General features: G+C 66.2%; 14 protein-coding genes. 4 read left to right on the forward strand and 10 right to left on the reverse strand.

The genetic code is table 11. From position 1 onward, the window contains the following. Window positions 1-60 precede the first annotated feature (60 nt). Window positions 61-381, forward strand: a complete 321-nt coding sequence (locus LOC57_RS05045) for a putative quinol monooxygenase (RefSeq protein WP_229958518.1) — start codon at window positions 61-63, stop codon at window positions 379-381. 105 nt (window positions 382-486) lie between these two features. Here the strand turns inward: LOC57_RS05045 and LOC57_RS05050 are convergent, their stop codons facing one another. The 5 genes from LOC57_RS05050 to LOC57_RS05070 all read right to left on the reverse strand — a co-directional run bounded on the left by LOC57_RS05050 (window position 487) and on the right by LOC57_RS05070 (window position 7193). Further along, the gene (locus tag LOC57_RS05050; RefSeq protein ID WP_229958520.1) at window positions 487-1638 is read right to left on the reverse strand and encodes a hypothetical protein; all 1152 of its coding nucleotides are present in this window, start codon (window positions 1636-1638) and stop codon (window positions 487-489) included. A 157-nt stretch (window positions 1639-1795) separates the two neighbouring features. Then, complete coding sequence (locus LOC57_RS05055; protein ID WP_229958522.1) at window positions 1796-3250, reverse strand: phytoene desaturase family protein; 1455 nt, start codon at window positions 3248-3250, stop codon at window positions 1796-1798. A gap of 10 nt (window positions 3251-3260) precedes the next feature. Next, complete coding sequence (locus LOC57_RS05060) at window positions 3261-4343, reverse strand: lipid II:glycine glycyltransferase FemX (protein WP_229958524.1); 1083 nt, start codon at window positions 4341-4343, stop codon at window positions 3261-3263. Beyond that, on the reverse strand, window positions 4340-5800 hold the full coding sequence (locus LOC57_RS05065; protein WP_229958526.1) for a glycosyltransferase family 87 protein: 1461 nt from the start codon (window positions 5798-5800) through the stop codon (window positions 4340-4342). Before LOC57_RS05065 ends, LOC57_RS05060 begins: the two co-directional genes overlap by 4 nt. A 52-nt stretch (window positions 5801-5852) precedes the next feature. Continuing rightward, complete coding sequence (locus LOC57_RS05070; protein WP_229958528.1) at window positions 5853-7193, reverse strand: hypothetical protein; 1341 nt, start codon at window positions 7191-7193, stop codon at window positions 5853-5855. A gap of 234 nt (window positions 7194-7427) precedes the next feature. Between LOC57_RS05070 and LOC57_RS05075 the strand changes: the two genes are divergently transcribed. After that, window positions 7428-8513: an inositol-3-phosphate synthase gene (locus LOC57_RS05075; RefSeq protein ID WP_227912300.1), complete on the forward strand. Its 1086-nt coding sequence runs from the start codon at window positions 7428-7430 to the stop codon at window positions 8511-8513. 99 nt (window positions 8514-8612) lie between these two features. Here LOC57_RS05075 and LOC57_RS05080 read toward each other — a convergent pair whose 3' ends face one another. The 5 genes from LOC57_RS05080 to LOC57_RS05100 all read right to left on the reverse strand — a co-directional run bounded on the left by LOC57_RS05080 (window position 8613) and on the right by LOC57_RS05100 (window position 14965). Continuing rightward, window positions 8613-10292: a formate--tetrahydrofolate ligase gene (locus tag LOC57_RS05080; RefSeq protein ID WP_229958530.1), complete on the reverse strand. Its 1680-nt coding sequence runs from the start codon at window positions 10290-10292 to the stop codon at window positions 8613-8615. A gap of 137 nt (window positions 10293-10429) precedes the next feature. Next, complete coding sequence (gene mshA / locus LOC57_RS05085) at window positions 10430-11674, reverse strand: D-inositol-3-phosphate glycosyltransferase (protein ID WP_229958532.1); 1245 nt, start codon at window positions 11672-11674, stop codon at window positions 10430-10432. A gap of 197 nt (window positions 11675-11871) precedes the next feature. Continuing rightward, window positions 11872-12144, reverse strand: coding sequence for a hypothetical protein (locus LOC57_RS05090; RefSeq protein ID WP_227925908.1), 273 nt, complete (start codon window positions 12142-12144; stop codon window positions 11872-11874). A 643-nt stretch (window positions 12145-12787) separates the two neighbouring features. Then, on the reverse strand, window positions 12788-13444 hold the full coding sequence (locus tag LOC57_RS05095) for a histidine phosphatase family protein (RefSeq protein WP_227925909.1): 657 nt from the start codon (window positions 13442-13444) through the stop codon (window positions 12788-12790). Continuing rightward, complete coding sequence (locus LOC57_RS05100; RefSeq protein ID WP_227912308.1) at window positions 13445-14965, reverse strand: CCA tRNA nucleotidyltransferase; 1521 nt, start codon at window positions 14963-14965, stop codon at window positions 13445-13447. Window positions 14966-15108: 143 nt separating this feature from the next. Between LOC57_RS05100 and LOC57_RS05105 the strand changes: the two genes are divergently transcribed. After that, window positions 15109-15639 (forward strand): NUDIX hydrolase, encoded by a 531-nt coding sequence (locus tag LOC57_RS05105; protein ID WP_227912310.1) that lies wholly within the window; start codon window positions 15109-15111, stop codon window positions 15637-15639. A 72-nt stretch (window positions 15640-15711) separates the two neighbouring features. Beyond that, the gene (gene murJ / locus LOC57_RS05110) at window positions 15712-17373 is read left to right on the forward strand and encodes a murein biosynthesis integral membrane protein MurJ (protein ID WP_229958534.1); all 1662 of its coding nucleotides are present in this window, start codon (window positions 15712-15714) and stop codon (window positions 17371-17373) included. Window positions 17374-17436: the final 63 nt, after the last annotated feature.

Below are 17436 nucleotides of genomic sequence, written 5' to 3' on the forward strand. Positions count from 1 at the left end.
GTCCCCCTCCTCCGCCGCCCTGCATGGGCATGCTCCGGAAACCGGGCATACGATGAAGAAATGATCTTTATTACCGTCAAATTCCTCGTCAAGCCCGAATGGACCGAACGCTGGCCCGAACTTACCGCCGGTTTCACCGCCGCCACCCGGGCGGAGCCGGGCAACCTGTGGTTCGACTGGTCCCGCAGCCTGGAGAACCCGAACGAGTTTGTCTTGGTGGAAGCCTTCAAGGACGACGCCGCCGCCGCGCACGTGCAGAGCGATCACTTCCAGCAGGCCATGAAGGACATGGTCCAGGCGCTGGTGGAAACCCCGAAGATCATCAACACGGTGATCGAGGGCGAAGAGTGGTCCCGGATGGGTGAACTGACCGTCGAATAGAGACGGTTGTTCAGGTGCTCGGTCATGGGAAACCTCCTGCTTACAGGTCCCCATGACCGGCGCCTGGGCACAAGGCCCGCAGCAGAAGAGCAGCGGCTCCGGGCGCTACTCTCCGAACACCATGGTGATTGCCTCGCCCTGGATATTCACCTTGGCGGGCATGGAATAGAGCTCAACCGTGCCCTTCTGCATTCCCCAGTCATCGCCCTGCTTCATTTCGGCTTCCAGCGTGAACTGCCCGTTTTCCGCCGTGACTGAGAACGGGGCGGTCGGATCGCCCTCGATCACGGCGTAGGTGGGCTCCCTGGTCATGCTCCACTTGATGTTGCGGAAGTTGTTGGGGTCTTCGCCGTCGGCCTTGTTCGGGCAGCCCTTTGGCAGCAGTTCGGTGGACTTCATGCAGGCATCCAGGTGTGCCCTGGTCTGGGCCTTGATCTCATCGCGTGCCGCGTCCGTGATCTCCGGGAGGAACCCCACTCCCATCAGTGATTCCTGCGAGTCCAGACCGACGTTCATGACTTCGTCCTCGCCGTAGCTGACGAATTTCGTGCCATTGGGAGCGCTGAAGGTGTAGTCGCCCGGCATTACCGCGAGCTTCCGGCCGTCCTCGGGGGCTTTGAAGTCCACGCCGTTTACGGCGGTACCGGTGACATCCGCGTCCATCATGTAGCGCACCGACCACGTGCCCAGCGGTGCGTCGACTTTCCATTTCTTGAAGAGCACTGCCTCGGTCCCGGCCTTGGACAGCGACAGTTTCATGGCCTCGCTCTCCCCGCCCTGCTCCACGTCAACCGATACCTCGGCCTTGTCGCCGTCGACCGCGATGTCCGTGATTTCAAAACCGCTGATCCGGTTCTCCACCTTCGAGTAGACCTCATCGGTCATCAGGGAATTGTCCAGGTCCGAATCGGCAGGCGCCATGTCCAGGGCCTTTTCCAGCTCCCCGTCGACCAGTGCCTGGAGGTACTCCTCCGCCTGGACCCTCGGGCTGTAGACCGTGTCGTCCATGTACTGATAGCCGAAATAGCCTCCTACGCCCAGGAGCACCAGCAGGCCGCCTGCCACGCTGCCTGCGATTATCAGGCGCTTGCGTCGCTTCGGGTTCGGCTGCCGCTGCGGCAGGGTGCCTTCCCCGCCGGGAGGCGGCGGGAGCTGCGGCCACTGCTGCCCGGGCTGCGGCGCAGTACCTGCACCGGGTGGAGGCGGCGGAGCCCCCTGGAATCCCTGCGTCCCCGCAGCCGACCCATAGTTCTCCATATGCCTGTCCCCCATTGCCTTGCTCCCCCAGTCAAGTACCGGCAGGCGTGCCGGTACCCGATAACATACAAGCTTTTATGCTCCAGGTCACAGTCCGGGTTCCACCGGGATCCGGACCTGCCGGCACCCGCAGGAAAGGCTGCCCGGCGAACGTCCGCTAGTTGTACCCGGCAGCGGGTGCCAGGGAGGGCATCGGCAGCCCGAAAACGTCTTTAAGCGCCAGCTGCGCAGCATGCTGCCCGCCCATGCCGTGCACGCCGGGGCCCGGGGGCGTGGAGGCCGAACTGAGATAGACGCCCGGAAGCGGCGTCCGCCAGGGACTGGGTGAGAGTACGGGACGGATCAGCATTTGCTGCAGCGTCACCGCTCCTGCACCAAAGTCTCCGCCTACATAGTTGGCGTTGTACGCCTCCAAGCCGGCCGCCGTCGTCACCTTGGAGTCCACAATCAGGTCCCTGAACCCGGGGGCGAACCGTTCAATCTGCGCAGTGACTGCCTCGGTCATGTCTACGGTTGAGCCGGCCGGGACATGGCAGTAGGACCACAGGACATGCCGTCCTGCAGGGGCCCGTGTGGGGTCGAATCCGCTGGGCTGGGAGGCCAGGACGTAGGGACGGCGGGGGTGCCTGCCGGCGGCGACGTCGGCCTCGGCCTCGGTGAGTTCGGCCCGGGTGCCGCCCAAGTGGGCCGTTCCCGCACGGGCCACCTCCGGATTCGCCCAGGGCACGGGACCGGAAAGGATGTAGTCCACCTTGCAGGCGGCGTTGCCGTATTTGAAGCGCTCCAGCGCCCGCGCGTACCGTCCGGGCAGCCGGTCGGATGCCAGTTCCAGCAGCACCGAAGGAGCAACGTCCAGGATGACGGCGCGGGAGTCCGCCACTTCGGCCAGCGAGGTGACCCGGTGGCCGGTGATGATCTTGCCGCCGTGCGCCCGCAGGTCATCGGCGAGCGCCTCGGCAATGGCCTGTGAGCCGCCCACCGGGATGGGCCAGCCAACCGTGTGGGCAAGGGTGCCGAGCATCAGCCCGCCCCCGGCCGACGGCAGCGAGGGCATCCTGCCCACCGGGTGCGCTGCCACACCTGAAAGCAGTGCGGGGGCGGCGTCCTCCGTGAACCGCCGGTTCCACCAGGCGGTCCCCTGGTCCAGGACGGCGAGCCCGAAACGGACCAGCGCCACCGGGTCGCGGGGGACGCTCAGCAGCGAACCCATCAAGAGCTCGGTGACCGCTTCGCTGCGCTCCACCAGGGGTGCCATCAGCTGCCGGTAGGCGGCGCCGTCCCGGCCCAGCCCTTCCACGGTCCGTTCCAGGTCCTTGTACGCCAGCCCGGCGCGGCCGCCGTCCAGCGGCGCGGCGTAGGAGATTTCGGGAACCACCAGGTCGATTCGCCGGTCCAGCCCGAAGCTGCGGAAGAACGGGGAGGCCAGCGCCATGGGATGCACGGCCGAGCAGATGTCGTGCAGGTGGCCCGGCTCCATCAGCTCCTTGGTCCGGCTCCCGCCGCCGATGGTCCCGGCCGCCTCGAAGACCCGGACCGAGAGTCCCGCTCGGGCCATGATGACCGCTGCCGCCAGCCCGTTGGGGCCGGCACCGACTACGCTGACATCGCTCATCCGGTGTGCCTTACTGCCCCTTGCGCCCGGTGACCCGGGCGGCCAGGGACTTGGTTGCGGCCGGCAGCGCCCGGAGTTTGCCGGGCGCCTCCCGCCGGAGCTTCAAAGCCGTTGCCACCAGAGCGTACCGCCCCGGCTGCAGGGGGATGTCGTATGTGGTGGGAATGGTGACCACGGTCTTGGAGAAATTCCGCTTGAACGTCGTGACGTTGATCAGGCCCGGGTAGTTCTCGCTGACAATGCCGGTGAGCCCGCAGGCGGTGTTGCCGGCCGCCTTGAGCACCTTGAACGCTTCCCAGAGCAGCAGGTAGGGCGCGTTGGTCTTCCGCGCGCTGTGCGAACTGGCCGCGAAGTAGTAGACGGAGTAGCCGCGGTACTCGGTGGTGATCAGCCAGGAAACCGGTTTGCCCTCTACGTAGGCAACCATCAGCCGCAGGTACTCGCCGAGCTCGGTCAGCAGCGTCTCATAGAACGTCGATTCGAAACTCGAGAAGCCGTCACGGGCCGCGGTTTCCTGCATGATCGGGAACAGCTCGGCACGGAACACCTCGGCCCACCGTTCCGGTTCAATGGTCCGCACCTCCACACCCAGCTTTTCCGCCTTGCGGATCAGGTTGCGCGCATTGGACCGGAATGAGGCGAAGATGGCGTCCGTGTCCGGAGTCAGGTCCACGACTATTTCGCGTTCGTACCAGCCGTGTTCCAGGGGACCCGTCACCGGCGGCTGCGGGTGTTCCACCTGCATCCGGATGTACAGGGGATCCACGGACGGATCGGCCCGGAACTGTTCCTGCACCGTATGGACCAGGCGTGCTTCGGCGTTGTGCGTGCGGACGGTGAACCAGGTGGGTCCGTTGACCACCACCAGGGACGGACGCAGCCGCCGTTCCGAGCGCAGGTAACTGGCGGTCGCGACCAGTGTGCCGCCGTCGTAATAGGCCCAGATGCCGTAGGGGCTGCGGCCGAGCTTTGCCTCAAAATCAGCCCAGTACGGGGTCTGCTCCAGCGGAATCACAACGTCGGGATGCGCGGCGGCGAGAACTTCGAATTCCTTGGAGTTAAGCTGCTCGGAACGGTATGGAACGGGTGTCACTGTGCTTCTTTCGCCGGGGCCGCATGCGCTTCTAAGGATACGGCGTTGCTCCGCTTCAGGAGCAGCCGGTCCGGGGCGCCGTCGAACGGGCCTCCCTGGGGATCGTCGGCGCCGGTGCGGCGCACCGGATCACCGTCGGGGTGCAGGATGTCTGCCACCACCCGGTACATCAGGTAGGCGGTGGCCAGCACATGCCCCAGGACGGCCAGTACGTAGTACGGGGAGTCGATGTTGTTCTGCGCCGCACCGCCGGAGGTGTCCTTGGCGAGGTACATCCAGATGGCCCACCAGTGCATCACTTCGAAGAACTGCCAGATCAGGAAGTCCCGCCACCGCGGCCGGGCCAGGGCCACCAGCGGAATCAGCCACAGGACAAACTGCGGGGAATAGACCTTATTGGTGAGGATGAACGCGGCAACAATCAGGAAAGCCAGCTGCGCCAGCCGCGGTCGCCGCCCGGAACGCAGGGCCAGCACGGCGATCCCGGCACATGCGAGGGCAAACAGGGCGTAAGCCCAGAAGTTGATGAATCCGGCGTCCACGCCTACCCCGCCGTAGCGCTCCGCGGTCAGGTTCCAGGCAAACCAGATGGAGGAAAACCCCGCTGGCCGTTCGGACGTGAACGTGAGGAAAAAGCGCCAGGACTCGAAGTCGCGGAGCATAAAGGGCAGGTTGACGGCCGCCCAGGCCAGGCCCGCCGCGGCAAAGGTGAGCAGTGCCGGACGCAGCCGCATGGTCCGCAGGGCCAGCACCAGGACTGCACCGAGGATCAGGACGGGGTACAGCTTCAGGGCCGTGCCCAGGCCGATCAGCACGCCGGCCGCCAGCGGCCGGTTCCGCGCAAAGGCCAGCATGCCCGCCGTGGCGAGCATCACTGCCCAAATGTCCCAATTGATGAAGACAGCCAGGATGGCCGCCGGGGCCACCGCCACCATCGCAGCGTCCCAGGGCCGCCGGCCGGACATACGCATGGTGGCCACCACAGTGACCATCCAGGCGCCGGCGGCCAGGAAGGCGTTGACATCGAAGTAGTGCAGGGCGCGGACGGCGGAAGCACCCTCCCCCGGAACCACCAGTGCGGTTGCACCGGCCAGCAGCCCCAGAAGCACCGGGTATTCAAACAGTGCACCCTCGGTGAAAAAGGGGAAGACGCCCTCCCCAAGGCCCCTGGTCCCGAACAGTTCGGGCCAGTCGGAATAGCACGCCTGGTAGAAGTGGTCCGGGGTGGACCAGCCGCCGGCGCGGCAGGGCATCTTGACCAGGACGGCCAGCAGCGCCGAGACCGTGGTGAACAGGATCAGCACCCGTTCCACTGTGAAGAATCCGGGGGTTACAACACCTGGCGCGGTGAAGCGTCCCAGCGGACCGCCGATGCCCTCCGTGAATTTCCGCAGGAAGGGATCGTTGCGGCTGGGCACCACTATGCGCAGCGGGCGGCGCTGGGGGTTGGGCTCCATGCCTATCAGTATCCAGCAGGACGGCGCTCCGGACAGGAGGTCCGCCGCGCGGCTACCCCGGTGTAAGTGTTCCTCCCCGTGCCAAGGCGTAGGTGCCGCCGTCCAGGTACGCGTTCTGAGGCGCGGACGGATCGTACGTGAGCGTGTGTCCGTTGCCGGTGATGTTGGTGACCTGGCCGCCGCTGACCAGGGCGCCTGCCACCGAGGAGGCCGCGGAGTCTGCCTGCAGGCTGATCCGCGAGGTGTCGTCCAAGGTGACCCCTACGTTGGCGAGCGTCCCCGTAACGCTGCTGTTGGCGGTCAGGGAAACGGCCAGGCTGCTGCCCTGCTGTGCACTGAGGTTGCCGGTAAGTTCGGTTTCGGTCATCTCCACCGTGCCGGCCCCGCCGCCGGTGACGCTGACCAGGTTTCCCGAGTCGGCGCTCACGGTGCTGCCCTGGCTGATGCTCACAGTGGCCGGCACCCCTTCGATGAGCACGGCGTCGCCGTCTCCGGCATTCAGGCTGCCGCCGGTGAGCGTCAGGCTGCCGCCCGCCGGTCCCCCGTCGCTGCCCTGGAGAAGGTGCACGCCGTGGGTGCCGCCCGAGAGTTCGGACCGGGTACTGATAAGGGTGTTGGTCCCTTCTACCACTGCCGCTTCGGCAGAGCGGGACGTTCCGGCCACTGCGCAGACCGAAATATCCCCGGCGGAATAAATGGCCGGCGCCGCCTCCCCGACGGCGGTGGATCGGTTAATCGAGATCTGGCCTTCGCTGCCGGCGGCAATAGGGCTGGCGTTCCCCTCGTCCGTTGACAGCGTCAGGTCCGTTCCCGTCACCGATCCGCCGTCCCCTGCACCGACAGCGGGGGCCGAGGCACCGTCGGTGCGCACTGTGGCGCTGCCCAGTTCCACCAGGGAACCGGTGCCGCTGCTGAATACCCCGCCGGCGCCGGCACCGGTGGAGCTGACCGTGGCATTTAACAGGGATAGCCGGCTGCCGCCGGACACCAGCACGGCAGCGTTGAGTCCGGCGGCCGCGGACGCCTCGGGGTTGGACGAGCTGCCGCTCTTGGTGATGTCCGCATCAGCCACGGCCGTGCTCCCGCCGTCGGACCGCGTGAGCGCGGAGGTGTCGGCGTCGGCAGTGGAGAAGTTGCCGCGGTCGGGATTATTGGAGGGCACCGTAGCCGGCAGGGGCGAGCAGTCCGCTGCCGAGCCGGCACCGGCGGAGAAGGTGGGCGTTGAGGAGGGTCCGGTGGTCGGACTGGAAGCCGGCGCCGACTGGCTGTCCTGCTGCGGCGGCGGGGCAGGCGTGCACGCGGCCAGCCCGAGCGCAACGGCCAGGACTGCGGCACGAAGCGCGGCCGGCACCGGGCCCACCGATGCGTGCCGGAAGGCCGGTGCAGAATGCACCGAGCCCCCGGCAGAAGGCGCTGGGCTTTGGGAAAAGGCGGTCATCAGCGGCTCCCGGGCCGAAGTGGCGGAGACTCTTCGCGGGTCCAGTCTAGGGGCGCACCGCTGCCGGGTGGCAGGCTGTGCGGCCAATACGTTTCGAAACCGGTAAGAGATGTGAGTGCCAGCACGTAGACTGTGTTGGTTGTCTGCGCCCGCGGGCGCAGCATTCAACATATTCTTCGAAGGAGAACCGTGTCCGAGAACCCCATCCGGGTGGCAATCGTGGGTGTTGGAAACTGTGCAGCTTCGCTGGTGCAGGGTGTCCAGTACTACCGCAACGCCGACCCCAACGAAACTGTCCCTGGCCTGATGCACGTGAAGTTCGGCGATTACCACGTCAATGACGTGCAGTTTGTTGCCGCTTTCGACGTCGACAGCAAGAAGGTCGGGCTGGACCTGGCCGATGCTATCGGCGCGAGCGAGAACAACACCATCAAGATCGCCGATGTGCCGGAAACCGGCATCACGGTCCAGCGCGGGCCCACCCTTGACGGGTTGGGCAAGTACTACCGGGAAACCATCGTCGAGTCCGACGCCGCGCCGGTGGACATCGTTGCGGCCCTGAAGGACAACGCTGTTGACGTTATGGTCTGCTACCTTCCGGTGGGTTCGGAGCAGGCGGCGAAGTTCTACGCCCAGTGCGCCATCGACGCCGGCGTAGCGTTCGTCAACGCGCTCCCCGTGTTCATTGCCGGCACCAAGGAATGGGCCGACAAGTTCACCGAGGCGGGCGTTCCGATTGTGGGCGACGACATCAAGAGCCAGATCGGCGCCACCATCACCCACCGCGTGATGGCCAAGCTGTTCGAAGACCGCGGCGTGATCCTGGACCGCACGTACCAGCTCAACGTCGGTGGCAACATGGACTTCAAGAACATGCTTGAGCGCGAGCGGTTGGAGTCAAAGAAGATCTCCAAGACGCAGGCCGTCACGTCCAACACGTCTGCGGACCTGAAGGCCGACGACGTGCACATCGGCCCCTCGGACTACGTTGCCTGGCTGGATGACCGCAAGTGGGCATTCGTCCGGCTCGAAGGCCGCAACTTCGGCGATGCGCCCGTGTCCCTGGAGTACAAGCTGGAGGTCTGGGACTCCCCCAACTCCGCCGGCGTCATCATCGATGCGGTACGGGCCGCCAAGATCGCCCTGGACCGGGGCATCGGCGGACCGATCCTTTCCGCTTCCAGCTACTTCATGAAGTCGCCGCCGGAACAGTACAACGACGACATCGCCAAGGCCAAGGTTGAGCAGTTCATCCGCGGCGAGGTTGAGCGCTAGGAAAAGCTCCCGGCCAACGCTGCTGCCGCAAACGCCCCTGGGCTCCGGTTTCCGGGACCCGGGGGCGTTGCTGTGTCCGCCCCGCGGCGGACCCGGCGGTCAGATCAGCCCTGCGGGCGTACCGTCCGCTGCCACGCCCATGCGCAGTGCCGCCGGTTCCTTCGGCAGCCCGGGCATGGTCATCACCGCGCCGGTCAGCGCCACCACAAACCCGGCACCGGTCTTGATCGACAGGTCCCGCACGTGCAGGGTGAACCCGGACGGTGCACCCAGCGCCGCTGGATCGTCGGAGAAGGAATACTGGGTCTTGGCCATGCACACCGGCAGGTGGTCTAGGCCGCGTGCGGAGATTTCCTGCAGCCGGCGGCGGGCGGCCGGAGCGAATTCCACGTCGGCCGCGCCGTAGATTTCCCGGGCCACCGTGCGGATCTTCTCCTCCACCGGCATTGCGTCCGGGTACAGGAACCGGAAGTCCGCGGGCTGCTCCAGCGCCACCCTTACGGTCCGTGCCAGCTCGTCGCCGCCGGTTCCACCGCCGCCGCGGGCCCACACATCCGCCACTGCGGCGCTGACCCCTTCCTCCGCGCACCAGTCCGCCAGCCGGCGCAGCTCAGCCTCCGTGTCGGTGCCGAACCGGTTAATGGCCACCACGGGGTTGATGCCGAATCGGCGGATGTTTTCCAGGTGCCGGCGCAGATTGGCCGTACCCGCCTCCAGCGCCGGAAGGTTCTCCGCTGCGAGGTCGGCCTTCGGCACGCCCCCGTGCATTTTCAGGGCCCGGACGGTGGCCACCACCACCACTGCGTCGGGGGCGACGTCGGCGGCCCGTGACTTGATGTCCAGGTACTTTTCCGCGCCGAGGTCCGCACCGAAGCCGGCCTCGGTCACCACGATGTCCGCCAGCCTTCGGGCGGTGGACGTGGCAATGACCGAGTTGCAGCCATGGGCAATGTTGGCGAACGGACCGCCGTGGACCAGTGCCGGGGTTCCGGCCAGGGTCTGCACCAGGTTGGGTTTCAGCGCCTCGCGCAGCAGCAGCGTCATGGCGCCCTCGACGCCCAAGTCGGCAACGGTCACCGGCCGGCGGTCGTAGGTGTAGCCCACGGTGATCCGGGACAGGCGGTCCGTGAGGTCGGCGAGGTCCCGGGCCAGGCAGAAGACCGCCATCACCTCGGAAGCGACGGTGATGTCGAAACCGTCCTGCCGGGGCACACCCTGCGCGGGCCCGCCCAGTCCAATCACAATCTCCCGCAGCGCACGGTCGTTGAGGTCCAGGACGCGCCGAATCACGATCCGCCGCGGATCCAGGCCCAGCGGATTGCCCTGGAAGATGGAATTGTCCAGCAGCGCGGCGAGGGCATTGTTGGCGGCAGTGATCGCGTGGAAGTCTCCGGTGAAGTGCAGGTTGATGTCCTCCATCGGGACCACCTGGGAATACCCGCCGCCCGTGGCTCCGCCCTTCATGCCCAGCACCGGTCCCATGGAGGGTTCACGCAGGGCGATGCATACGTTCTCTCCGGCGCGGTGCAGGGCGTCGGCCAGCCCCACGGTGACGGTGGACTTACCCTCACCGGCGGAGGTGGGGCTCATTGCGGTGACCAGCACCACCCGTCCGGGCGCGGTACCGGCAGGCAGCAGGGCAGGGTCCACCTTCGCCTTGTACCGCCCGTAGGGTTCCAGCGCCTCTTCCGGGATGCCGGCGGCACGGGCGATCCCGGTGATGGGCTGCAGGATTGCCGTGCGGGATATCTCGAGGTCAGAGGGGACGCTGGTGCCCATGGTGCGTGTTCCTTCCGCTGCGCCGCCAACGGATGACGTTAACGGCCGGTGTCGTTGGGTGGAAGCCAAGCTACCAGCAGGAGGGCCACCGGACCGGGATCGGAGCGGAGGGGACCAGGAGGAACGGAAAAGAGAAGCTACTTGCGCACGGAGCTGCTGGCGAAGTGCTCCGCTGCCTCCCGGTAGCTCTCCGCGGTGAGCATGGCGGTCCGCCGCCAGCCGAATGCCTGGGCGTGGGCGGCGGCTCCTTCTCCGAGCGTACGACGGCGGTCCGCGCCGTCGTACAGTGCTTCCAGTTCAGCGGCCCAGCGGCCCGGAGCATGCCCGTCCACCAGGACACCGCTGCGTCCGTCCCGCACCGCTTTGGGCAGGCCGCCCACATTGGCGGCCAGCACGGGGGTGCCGCAGGCTTGGGCTTCCAGTGCCACCAGTCCGAAGGATTCACTGAAGGACGGTACGGCCACCACATCGGCGGCACGGAACCAGTCAGCCAACTGGTTCGGTTCGGCCGGGGGGCGCAGCGAAACCGTGTCCTGCAGCCCGTAGCGGCGGATCAGAGGCGCCAGGTCCAGCACGGACGAACCGCTGCCCGCGCCCAGGATGCTCACGCGCAGCGGGATGTCCGGCCTGCGCCGCCGCAGCTGGGCAGCGGCCTCCACCAGGACCTGCGGGCCCTTCATCCGCTGGATCCGGCCGGCAAACACCACGTGGAAAACGCCCGGCAAGAAACCCTGCCCGGGCTGCACTCCCGGCCTGCCCCGCGGGGAGAAAACGTTCAGGTCAACACCCGGAGCCACTACGTCCACGGCAGCCGGATCGGCACCGTAAAGGGTTTCCAGTTCGGCGGCTTCGGTGCTGGTATTGGCAATCAGGCGGGTCGCCCCCTGCACTACCTGCTGCTCGCCGTCGATCCGGATCTGCGGTTCAGGGGTTTCCCCGGGCTGGGCCTGGATGTTCTTGACCCGCGCCATGGTGTGCATGGTGTGTACCAGGGGCAGGTCCCACTGGCGGGCCACGGCCAGTCCGGCCGTTCCTGACACCCAGTAATGCGAATGCACCACGTCAAAAGCGCCGTCCAGCAGGAACGGCTGGGCTGCCGCCACCGCGGAGGCGAGGTCCAGGTAAGGCAATCGTTCCTTGGGCATCTTGCACACCGGTCCGGCCTGGACGTGGCGGACCCTGACCCCCGGGGCCAGTTCGACGTCCGCAGTACGCTGCGGGTCCGTTGCCCGGGTAAAAATTTCCACTTCGGTGCCGGAGCGGGCCAGTTCCAAAGCTACGGAACGGACGTACACGTTCATGCCGCCGGCGTCACCGGATCCGGGCTGTTCAAGCGGGGAGGTATGAAGGGAGAGCATGGCCACACGCTTGACCTGGGGCACTTCGCTCCCTTCCTGACCGATATCTTCTCTATCGACTTTATAACGCCGCGGGACCTGCCTTTGTTTCCTGTCGGCCAGAACACGTTGGGCACCCCTCCCCTGCCGGGCCTACGGGGCCGGGCACGGCAGCGCCGCCCGGCCCCTCTGGGGAACCGGGCGGCGCTGCCGCCGTATACCGTCGCATGGCGTGGATGAAGTCACTTCACGGAATGGAAGTAGTGCAGCAGCAGGTAACCCTGCTCTCCGGACAGTGCGTAATCCAGGCGCGAAGAGCGGACGGCACTTGAGCGGAGGTAGGAGCTGCGCAGGCGTTGGAACATGGAGGACACCTCCTTCAATGCGCGTTGCAGGGCAGGAGCCGGCAGTCCGGGCGGACGCGGCGGGGGCAGGGGTGCTGCGGCACGCTCGAAGCCGGCATCCGGCCGCATTGAATCGGGCAGAGTCAAAGAGGGCAGGGGATATTCAGGCACGGAAGTCTCCAAAGGCATAAACCCGTAAAAGGGCATGACGGAATAAGGCAGGGAAGATGAATGAAAAGTCCACCGATAAACAGCATTGAAATTACCCCGAGGCGATTTGCGGATATTAATCCGACCATGGCGGAATGCTGTTTATGCGGGGTGGTTACCGATCCGCGTGAAATCCCTTGCCGGCATTGCCCTGGACCTGCAAAGGCGGCAGGTGCACAGGGAGCGGGAGGGGCTGCCGGACGCTGCGGCGATTAGCCGGACTGGACCGGTGCGCGGGGCGGGGGCCCGGGCTGGATAGCCGGGGCAGGTGCCGGGACTAGGCGGAAACGGCCGTCCGGGACAGGAATACACCCGGTGCCCGGAACCATGGCCGGAGATTGCCGCCGTCAATGCCGGCACCTACCCAATGGGTATTCATCATGGTATTCATCAATCTCCACCTCCTGTTCGCGGGGCACTCTTCTGGGGTCTATCTTCTGGGGTCTACTGCGCCTGACGGGTGTTTTGCTGTCTGGCTGGCGGGCCGTAAAGTTGCCCGCACAAGAAAAGATACAACAGAAAACCCGGCCCTGCCAAGTACTTTCCGTAAATTCCCGCAATTAATTCTGCGGGCGGATGCTGGCAGGGCCGGGAGGTCTGCTCGTCAGAGGTTCCAGCCGACCACGGCGGGGGTGCGCTTGTCCCAGCCGAGGGTGCAGACAGCTGCCGTGCTGAGGGCAAAGTGCCGGCCGAATTCCGGGGGCAGTCCCAGCCAGCGGGCCGCCAGGATGCGCAGGAAGTGCCCGTGCGCCACCAGGAGCACCTTCTCCACCGGTGCTGCCTCAGGATCGAGGTCCATCTCTGTGCCGGAACCGGCCTGCACGGAAGAGATGATCCGGTCTGCCCGGGCGGCCACCTGGGCCAGGGTTTCCCCGTTGGGAACCCCGTCCTTCCAGATCAGGTATCCCGGGTTCTCATCCCGGACCTGCCGGCTGTTGCGCCCCTCGTTGTCGCCGTAGTCCCACTCATGTGCATGCGGGACCACTTCGGCGTCGGGGTAGCCCACCAGTTCTGCGGTCCGTCGCGCACGGGCCAACGGCGAGGTGAGCACCCGGTCGAAGGTCACCGCACCTATCTTGTCGCGGGCAGCCCGGGCCTGGGCTTCTCCGTCGGCGGTCAGCGGGATGTCCGTCAGGCCCGTGTAGTTTCCCTCGCGGCTCCATTCGGTCTCGCCGTGCCGCAGCAGCCAGAGCCGGGGCAGCCGGGTCCCGGCCGGGGTCAGGTCCGGTACTGCCGGTCCAAAATTATCCCCGTTGCTCATCTATTTGTCCTTCGCGTTTGTACCTGATTCATCCTGCGCCCGCAGGGTTTCCTTTTCCGTTGTATCAGGTGCCGCGTCCGCGGACTCAATCGCACTTTCGGGCTGTGCTGCCCACCACTCCCGGAGCAGGGCGGCGGCCTCCGCTTCACTCCGGGGACCGTTTTCCATGCGTTCTTCCAGCAGGAACCGGTAGGCGCGCCCCACCACCGGCCCCGGCCGCACGTTGAGCAGGGCCATGATGGCTTCGCCGTCCAGGTCCGGACGGATGGACGCGAGCTCTTCCTGCTCGGCGAGGGCGGCAATGCGCTGTTCCAAGTCGTCGTAGGCGAAGGCCAGGCGCTCTGCCTTCCGCCGGTTCCGGGTGGTGACGTCGGAGCGGGTGAGCCGGTGCAGCCGCTGCAGCAGCGGGCCGGCGTCGGTGACGTAGCGGCGGACGGCGGAATCGGTCCAACCGGCATCGCCGTAGCCGTAGAAGCGCATGTGCAGTTCCACCAGGCGGGACACAGCCTTCACAGTGTCATTGTCGAACCGAAGCTCCTTCATCCGCTTGGCAGTGAGCTTGGCGCCCACGGCATCGTGATGCAGGAAACTTACCGCGCCGGAGGGATCGAACCGGCGGGTGGAGGGCTTGCCGACGTCGTGCATCAGCGCCGCGAAGCGCAACACGAAATCGGGACCCGGCACCGGACCCTCGCTGTCGGTTTCAAGTTCGCAGGCCTGGCGGAGGACGGTCAGGGAGTGCTGGTAGACGTCCTTGTGCCGGTGGTGTTCGTCAATTTCGAGTTTCAGTGCGGCAACCTCGGGCAGCACGTGCTCGGCCAGCCCGCTTTCCACCAGCAGGTCCACCCCGGTCCAGGGCGCCTTCCCGTTGATCAGCTTCGTCAGTTCATCCCGCACCCGTTCCGCGGAGATGATCCCGATCCGGCCCGCCATGTCCCGCATCGCCTCGAACACTTCCGGGGCCACGTCCACCTGCAGCTGCGAGGCGAAACGGGCGGCGCGCATCATCCGCAGCGGATCGTCGGAGAACGACGTCGACGGCGCCCCGGGGGTGCGCACAATGCCGGCGTGCAGGTCCCGGGCACCGCCGAAGGGATCCACCAGTTCCATGGAGGGCAGCCGCAGCGCCATGGCGTTCATGGTGAAGTCCCGGCGGAACAGGTCATCCTCGAGCTTGTCGCCGAAGGCAACCTCAGGTTTGCGGGAGGACGGGTCATACGCGTCGGCACGGTAGGTGGTGACCTCCACCTGGAAACCGTCCTTGCGCATGCCGATGGTGCCGAATTCGCGGCCGATCTCCCAGAAAGTATCCGCCCAGCCCTTGATCACCTTGATGATCTCGTCCGGACGGGCGTTGGTGGTGAAGTCCAGGTCCGGGGACACCCGGCCCAGGAACAGGTCACGCACGGGACCGCCGACCAGGGAAAGCTCAAACCCGGCGTCCTCAAAACGTGCACCGAGCGCCGGGATCACGTCGGGCAGCGGGGACTTCAAGGCAGAACTATCAAAAAGGTGCACCATAGTCCTTTAAGCCTGCCAGATAAAACGGTGAAGACCGACAATGGGGCGCTGCGGCAGGGCGGACACGCCGAGGGTTCCCGCTTACGCTCCGGCGGCCCGCAGAACAGTCATCATCCCCCGGGAAAGATCGTTACAGTGGGAGTATGGCCCATCCCGTACCGAGCGCCCCGAAACGGACCCCGTTGACAGCGTCAATGGGCGTCGCCGGTGCGCATACGGTACATGCCCCCCTTCCCACCGTCGAAGAGGTTTCGGCCGGCGGAATTGTGGTGGATACCTCAGCGGAGCAACTGCCGGTGGCCATCATTGCCCGGCTCAACCGCGGCGGACGCCTGGAGTGGTGCCTGCCCAAGGGCCACCCCGAGAACGACGAGGACAGCCCGACGGCGGCCATCCGGGAGATTGCCGAGGAAACCGGCATTGACGGCCGGATCCTGACCGCGCTGGGCAGTATCGACTACTGGTTTACGGTCAGCGGACACCGCGTCCACAAGACGGTGCACCACTTCCTGCTGCAGGCCTGCGGGGGAAACCTGACCATTGAAAATGATCCGGACCATGAGGCCGTGGACGTGGCCTGGGTTCCGCTGGCCGAACTGGGCCGCAGGCTGTCCTTCCCCAATGAGCGGCGGATCGCCGACCTCGCCCGCGAGATCCTTCCCCGCTACCTCTGACCTGTGCGGACGGCGGTGCTGCGCGGCTCCGGTTGAGTCATTCGGGACCGGAAGTGAGAACATAGGGTCACGATGGCCGAAAAGACTATAGCCCCCAGTACCGCGCGCTCCAGCGCCGTGATGGCAGCGGGCACGCTGGTTTCCCGCATCCTTGGACTCATCCGGACCGCGCTGCTGGCAATCGCCATCGGCAACACCGGACTGGTCTCCGACATCTTCATTTCGGCGAACGTGCTGCCGAACTTCATCTACCTGCTGGTGGCCGGCGGTATCTTCAACGCCGTCCTGGTCCCGCAGATCATCAAGGCCAGCAAGCAGCCGGACCGCGGCTCGGAGTATGTATCCCGGATCCTTACCCTCAGCCTGCTGGTGCTGGCCGGCCTTGCCGCACTCGCCACCCTCGCCGCGCCGCTGATCCTGCCACTGGTCACCTCCATGAACGCGGAGCAGCTGCCGCTGGCCGTCACGTTCGCCTATTGGCTTTTCCCGCAGATTTTCTTCTACGGCGCCTATGCCGTGATCGGGCAGACCCTCAATGCCAACGGGAAATTCGGCGCCTACATGTGGGCCCCCGTAGTGAACAACATTGTGGCTATTGCCGGCCTGCTGCTGTTCATCACGGTGGTCGGCCGGGAAGGAACCACTGAGTTCTCCCCGGATACGTGGACCAGCCAGGCCACCATGATCCTGGCCGGCAGCACCACGTTGGGCGTCGCCCTCCAGGCCGCCGTCCTCGTTTTCCCGCTGCGGCGCCTGGGCCTTGGCCTTCGTCCCTCCTTCGGGCTGCGCGGCGTCGGACTCCGGCAGACCGGCAGGGTGGCCAAGTGGACCATCCTGACCATGCTGATCGGCAACGGGACGTACCTGGCCTACACAAAGGTGGCAACCATAGCCACCGACGCGCGGCCGGAATTCCGGGCCATGGGACAGGAAATAGCGGGCTACGCGAACCTCGAAACGGCGGCGATGCTGTACATCATCCCGCATTCGGTCATCACCCTTTCGCTGGCCACCGTCCTGTTCAACAGCATGTCCCGCGCGTTCACCGAGAAGGACTACGACGCCGTGCGGGCCACCCTGTCACAGGGGCTGCGGGCCATCGGAGTGGCCACGGTGTTCTGCTCCGCCGTGCTGATTGTCCTCGCCGGACCCATCAGTGTCTGGTTCAGCGGCGGTTCGAATGTATCCGCCGCCCTGCAGGCCCAAGTCCTGGTGCTGCTTGCCGCGTCCGCGCCGTTCCTTAGCGCCACGTTCCTGATGAACCGCGCCTTCTACGCCAACGAAGACGCCAAAACCCCGCTGGTAATGCAGATCATCCTCTCTGCTTTCGGGTTGATGCTGGCGTTGGCGGCCGCCGCGCTGCCGGCGGACCAGATCATCTTCGGCCTGGCTATCGCCTATTCGCTGGGCAATGTCGCCGCCGTCATCGTCAGCCACATCTACCTCAAGCGGAGCCTGGGGAACTACGGCGCCGGACAAGTGGTGGACGTGCATATCCGCTTGGTGCTGGCTGCCATGGGTGCCGCCGGCGTCGGTTCGGTCGCCCTCGGCCTGCTGGGCGGTTATGCGGTGGACGGCTTCGCCTGGCAGTCGCTGCCCTCGGCCACCGCGGTCCTGGTGGTCTGCGGCCTGCTGATGGCCGGGACCTACTTCCTGCTGCTGCGGGTACTGAAAGTTGCCGAGCTCGATGCGTTCCTGAAACCCGTCCTTGCCAAACTCCGCAGGACTCCCTAAAGTCCCGACTCCGGCTTTGCGCACCGGCGCAGGTAGCATGGAAACAAAGCAGGCAGTTCAGGG

This window comes from Arthrobacter sp. zg-Y750, assembly GCF_020907365.1.
In the GTDB taxonomy this organism is placed as follows: Bacteria; Actinomycetota; Actinomycetes; order Actinomycetales; family Micrococcaceae; genus Arthrobacter_B.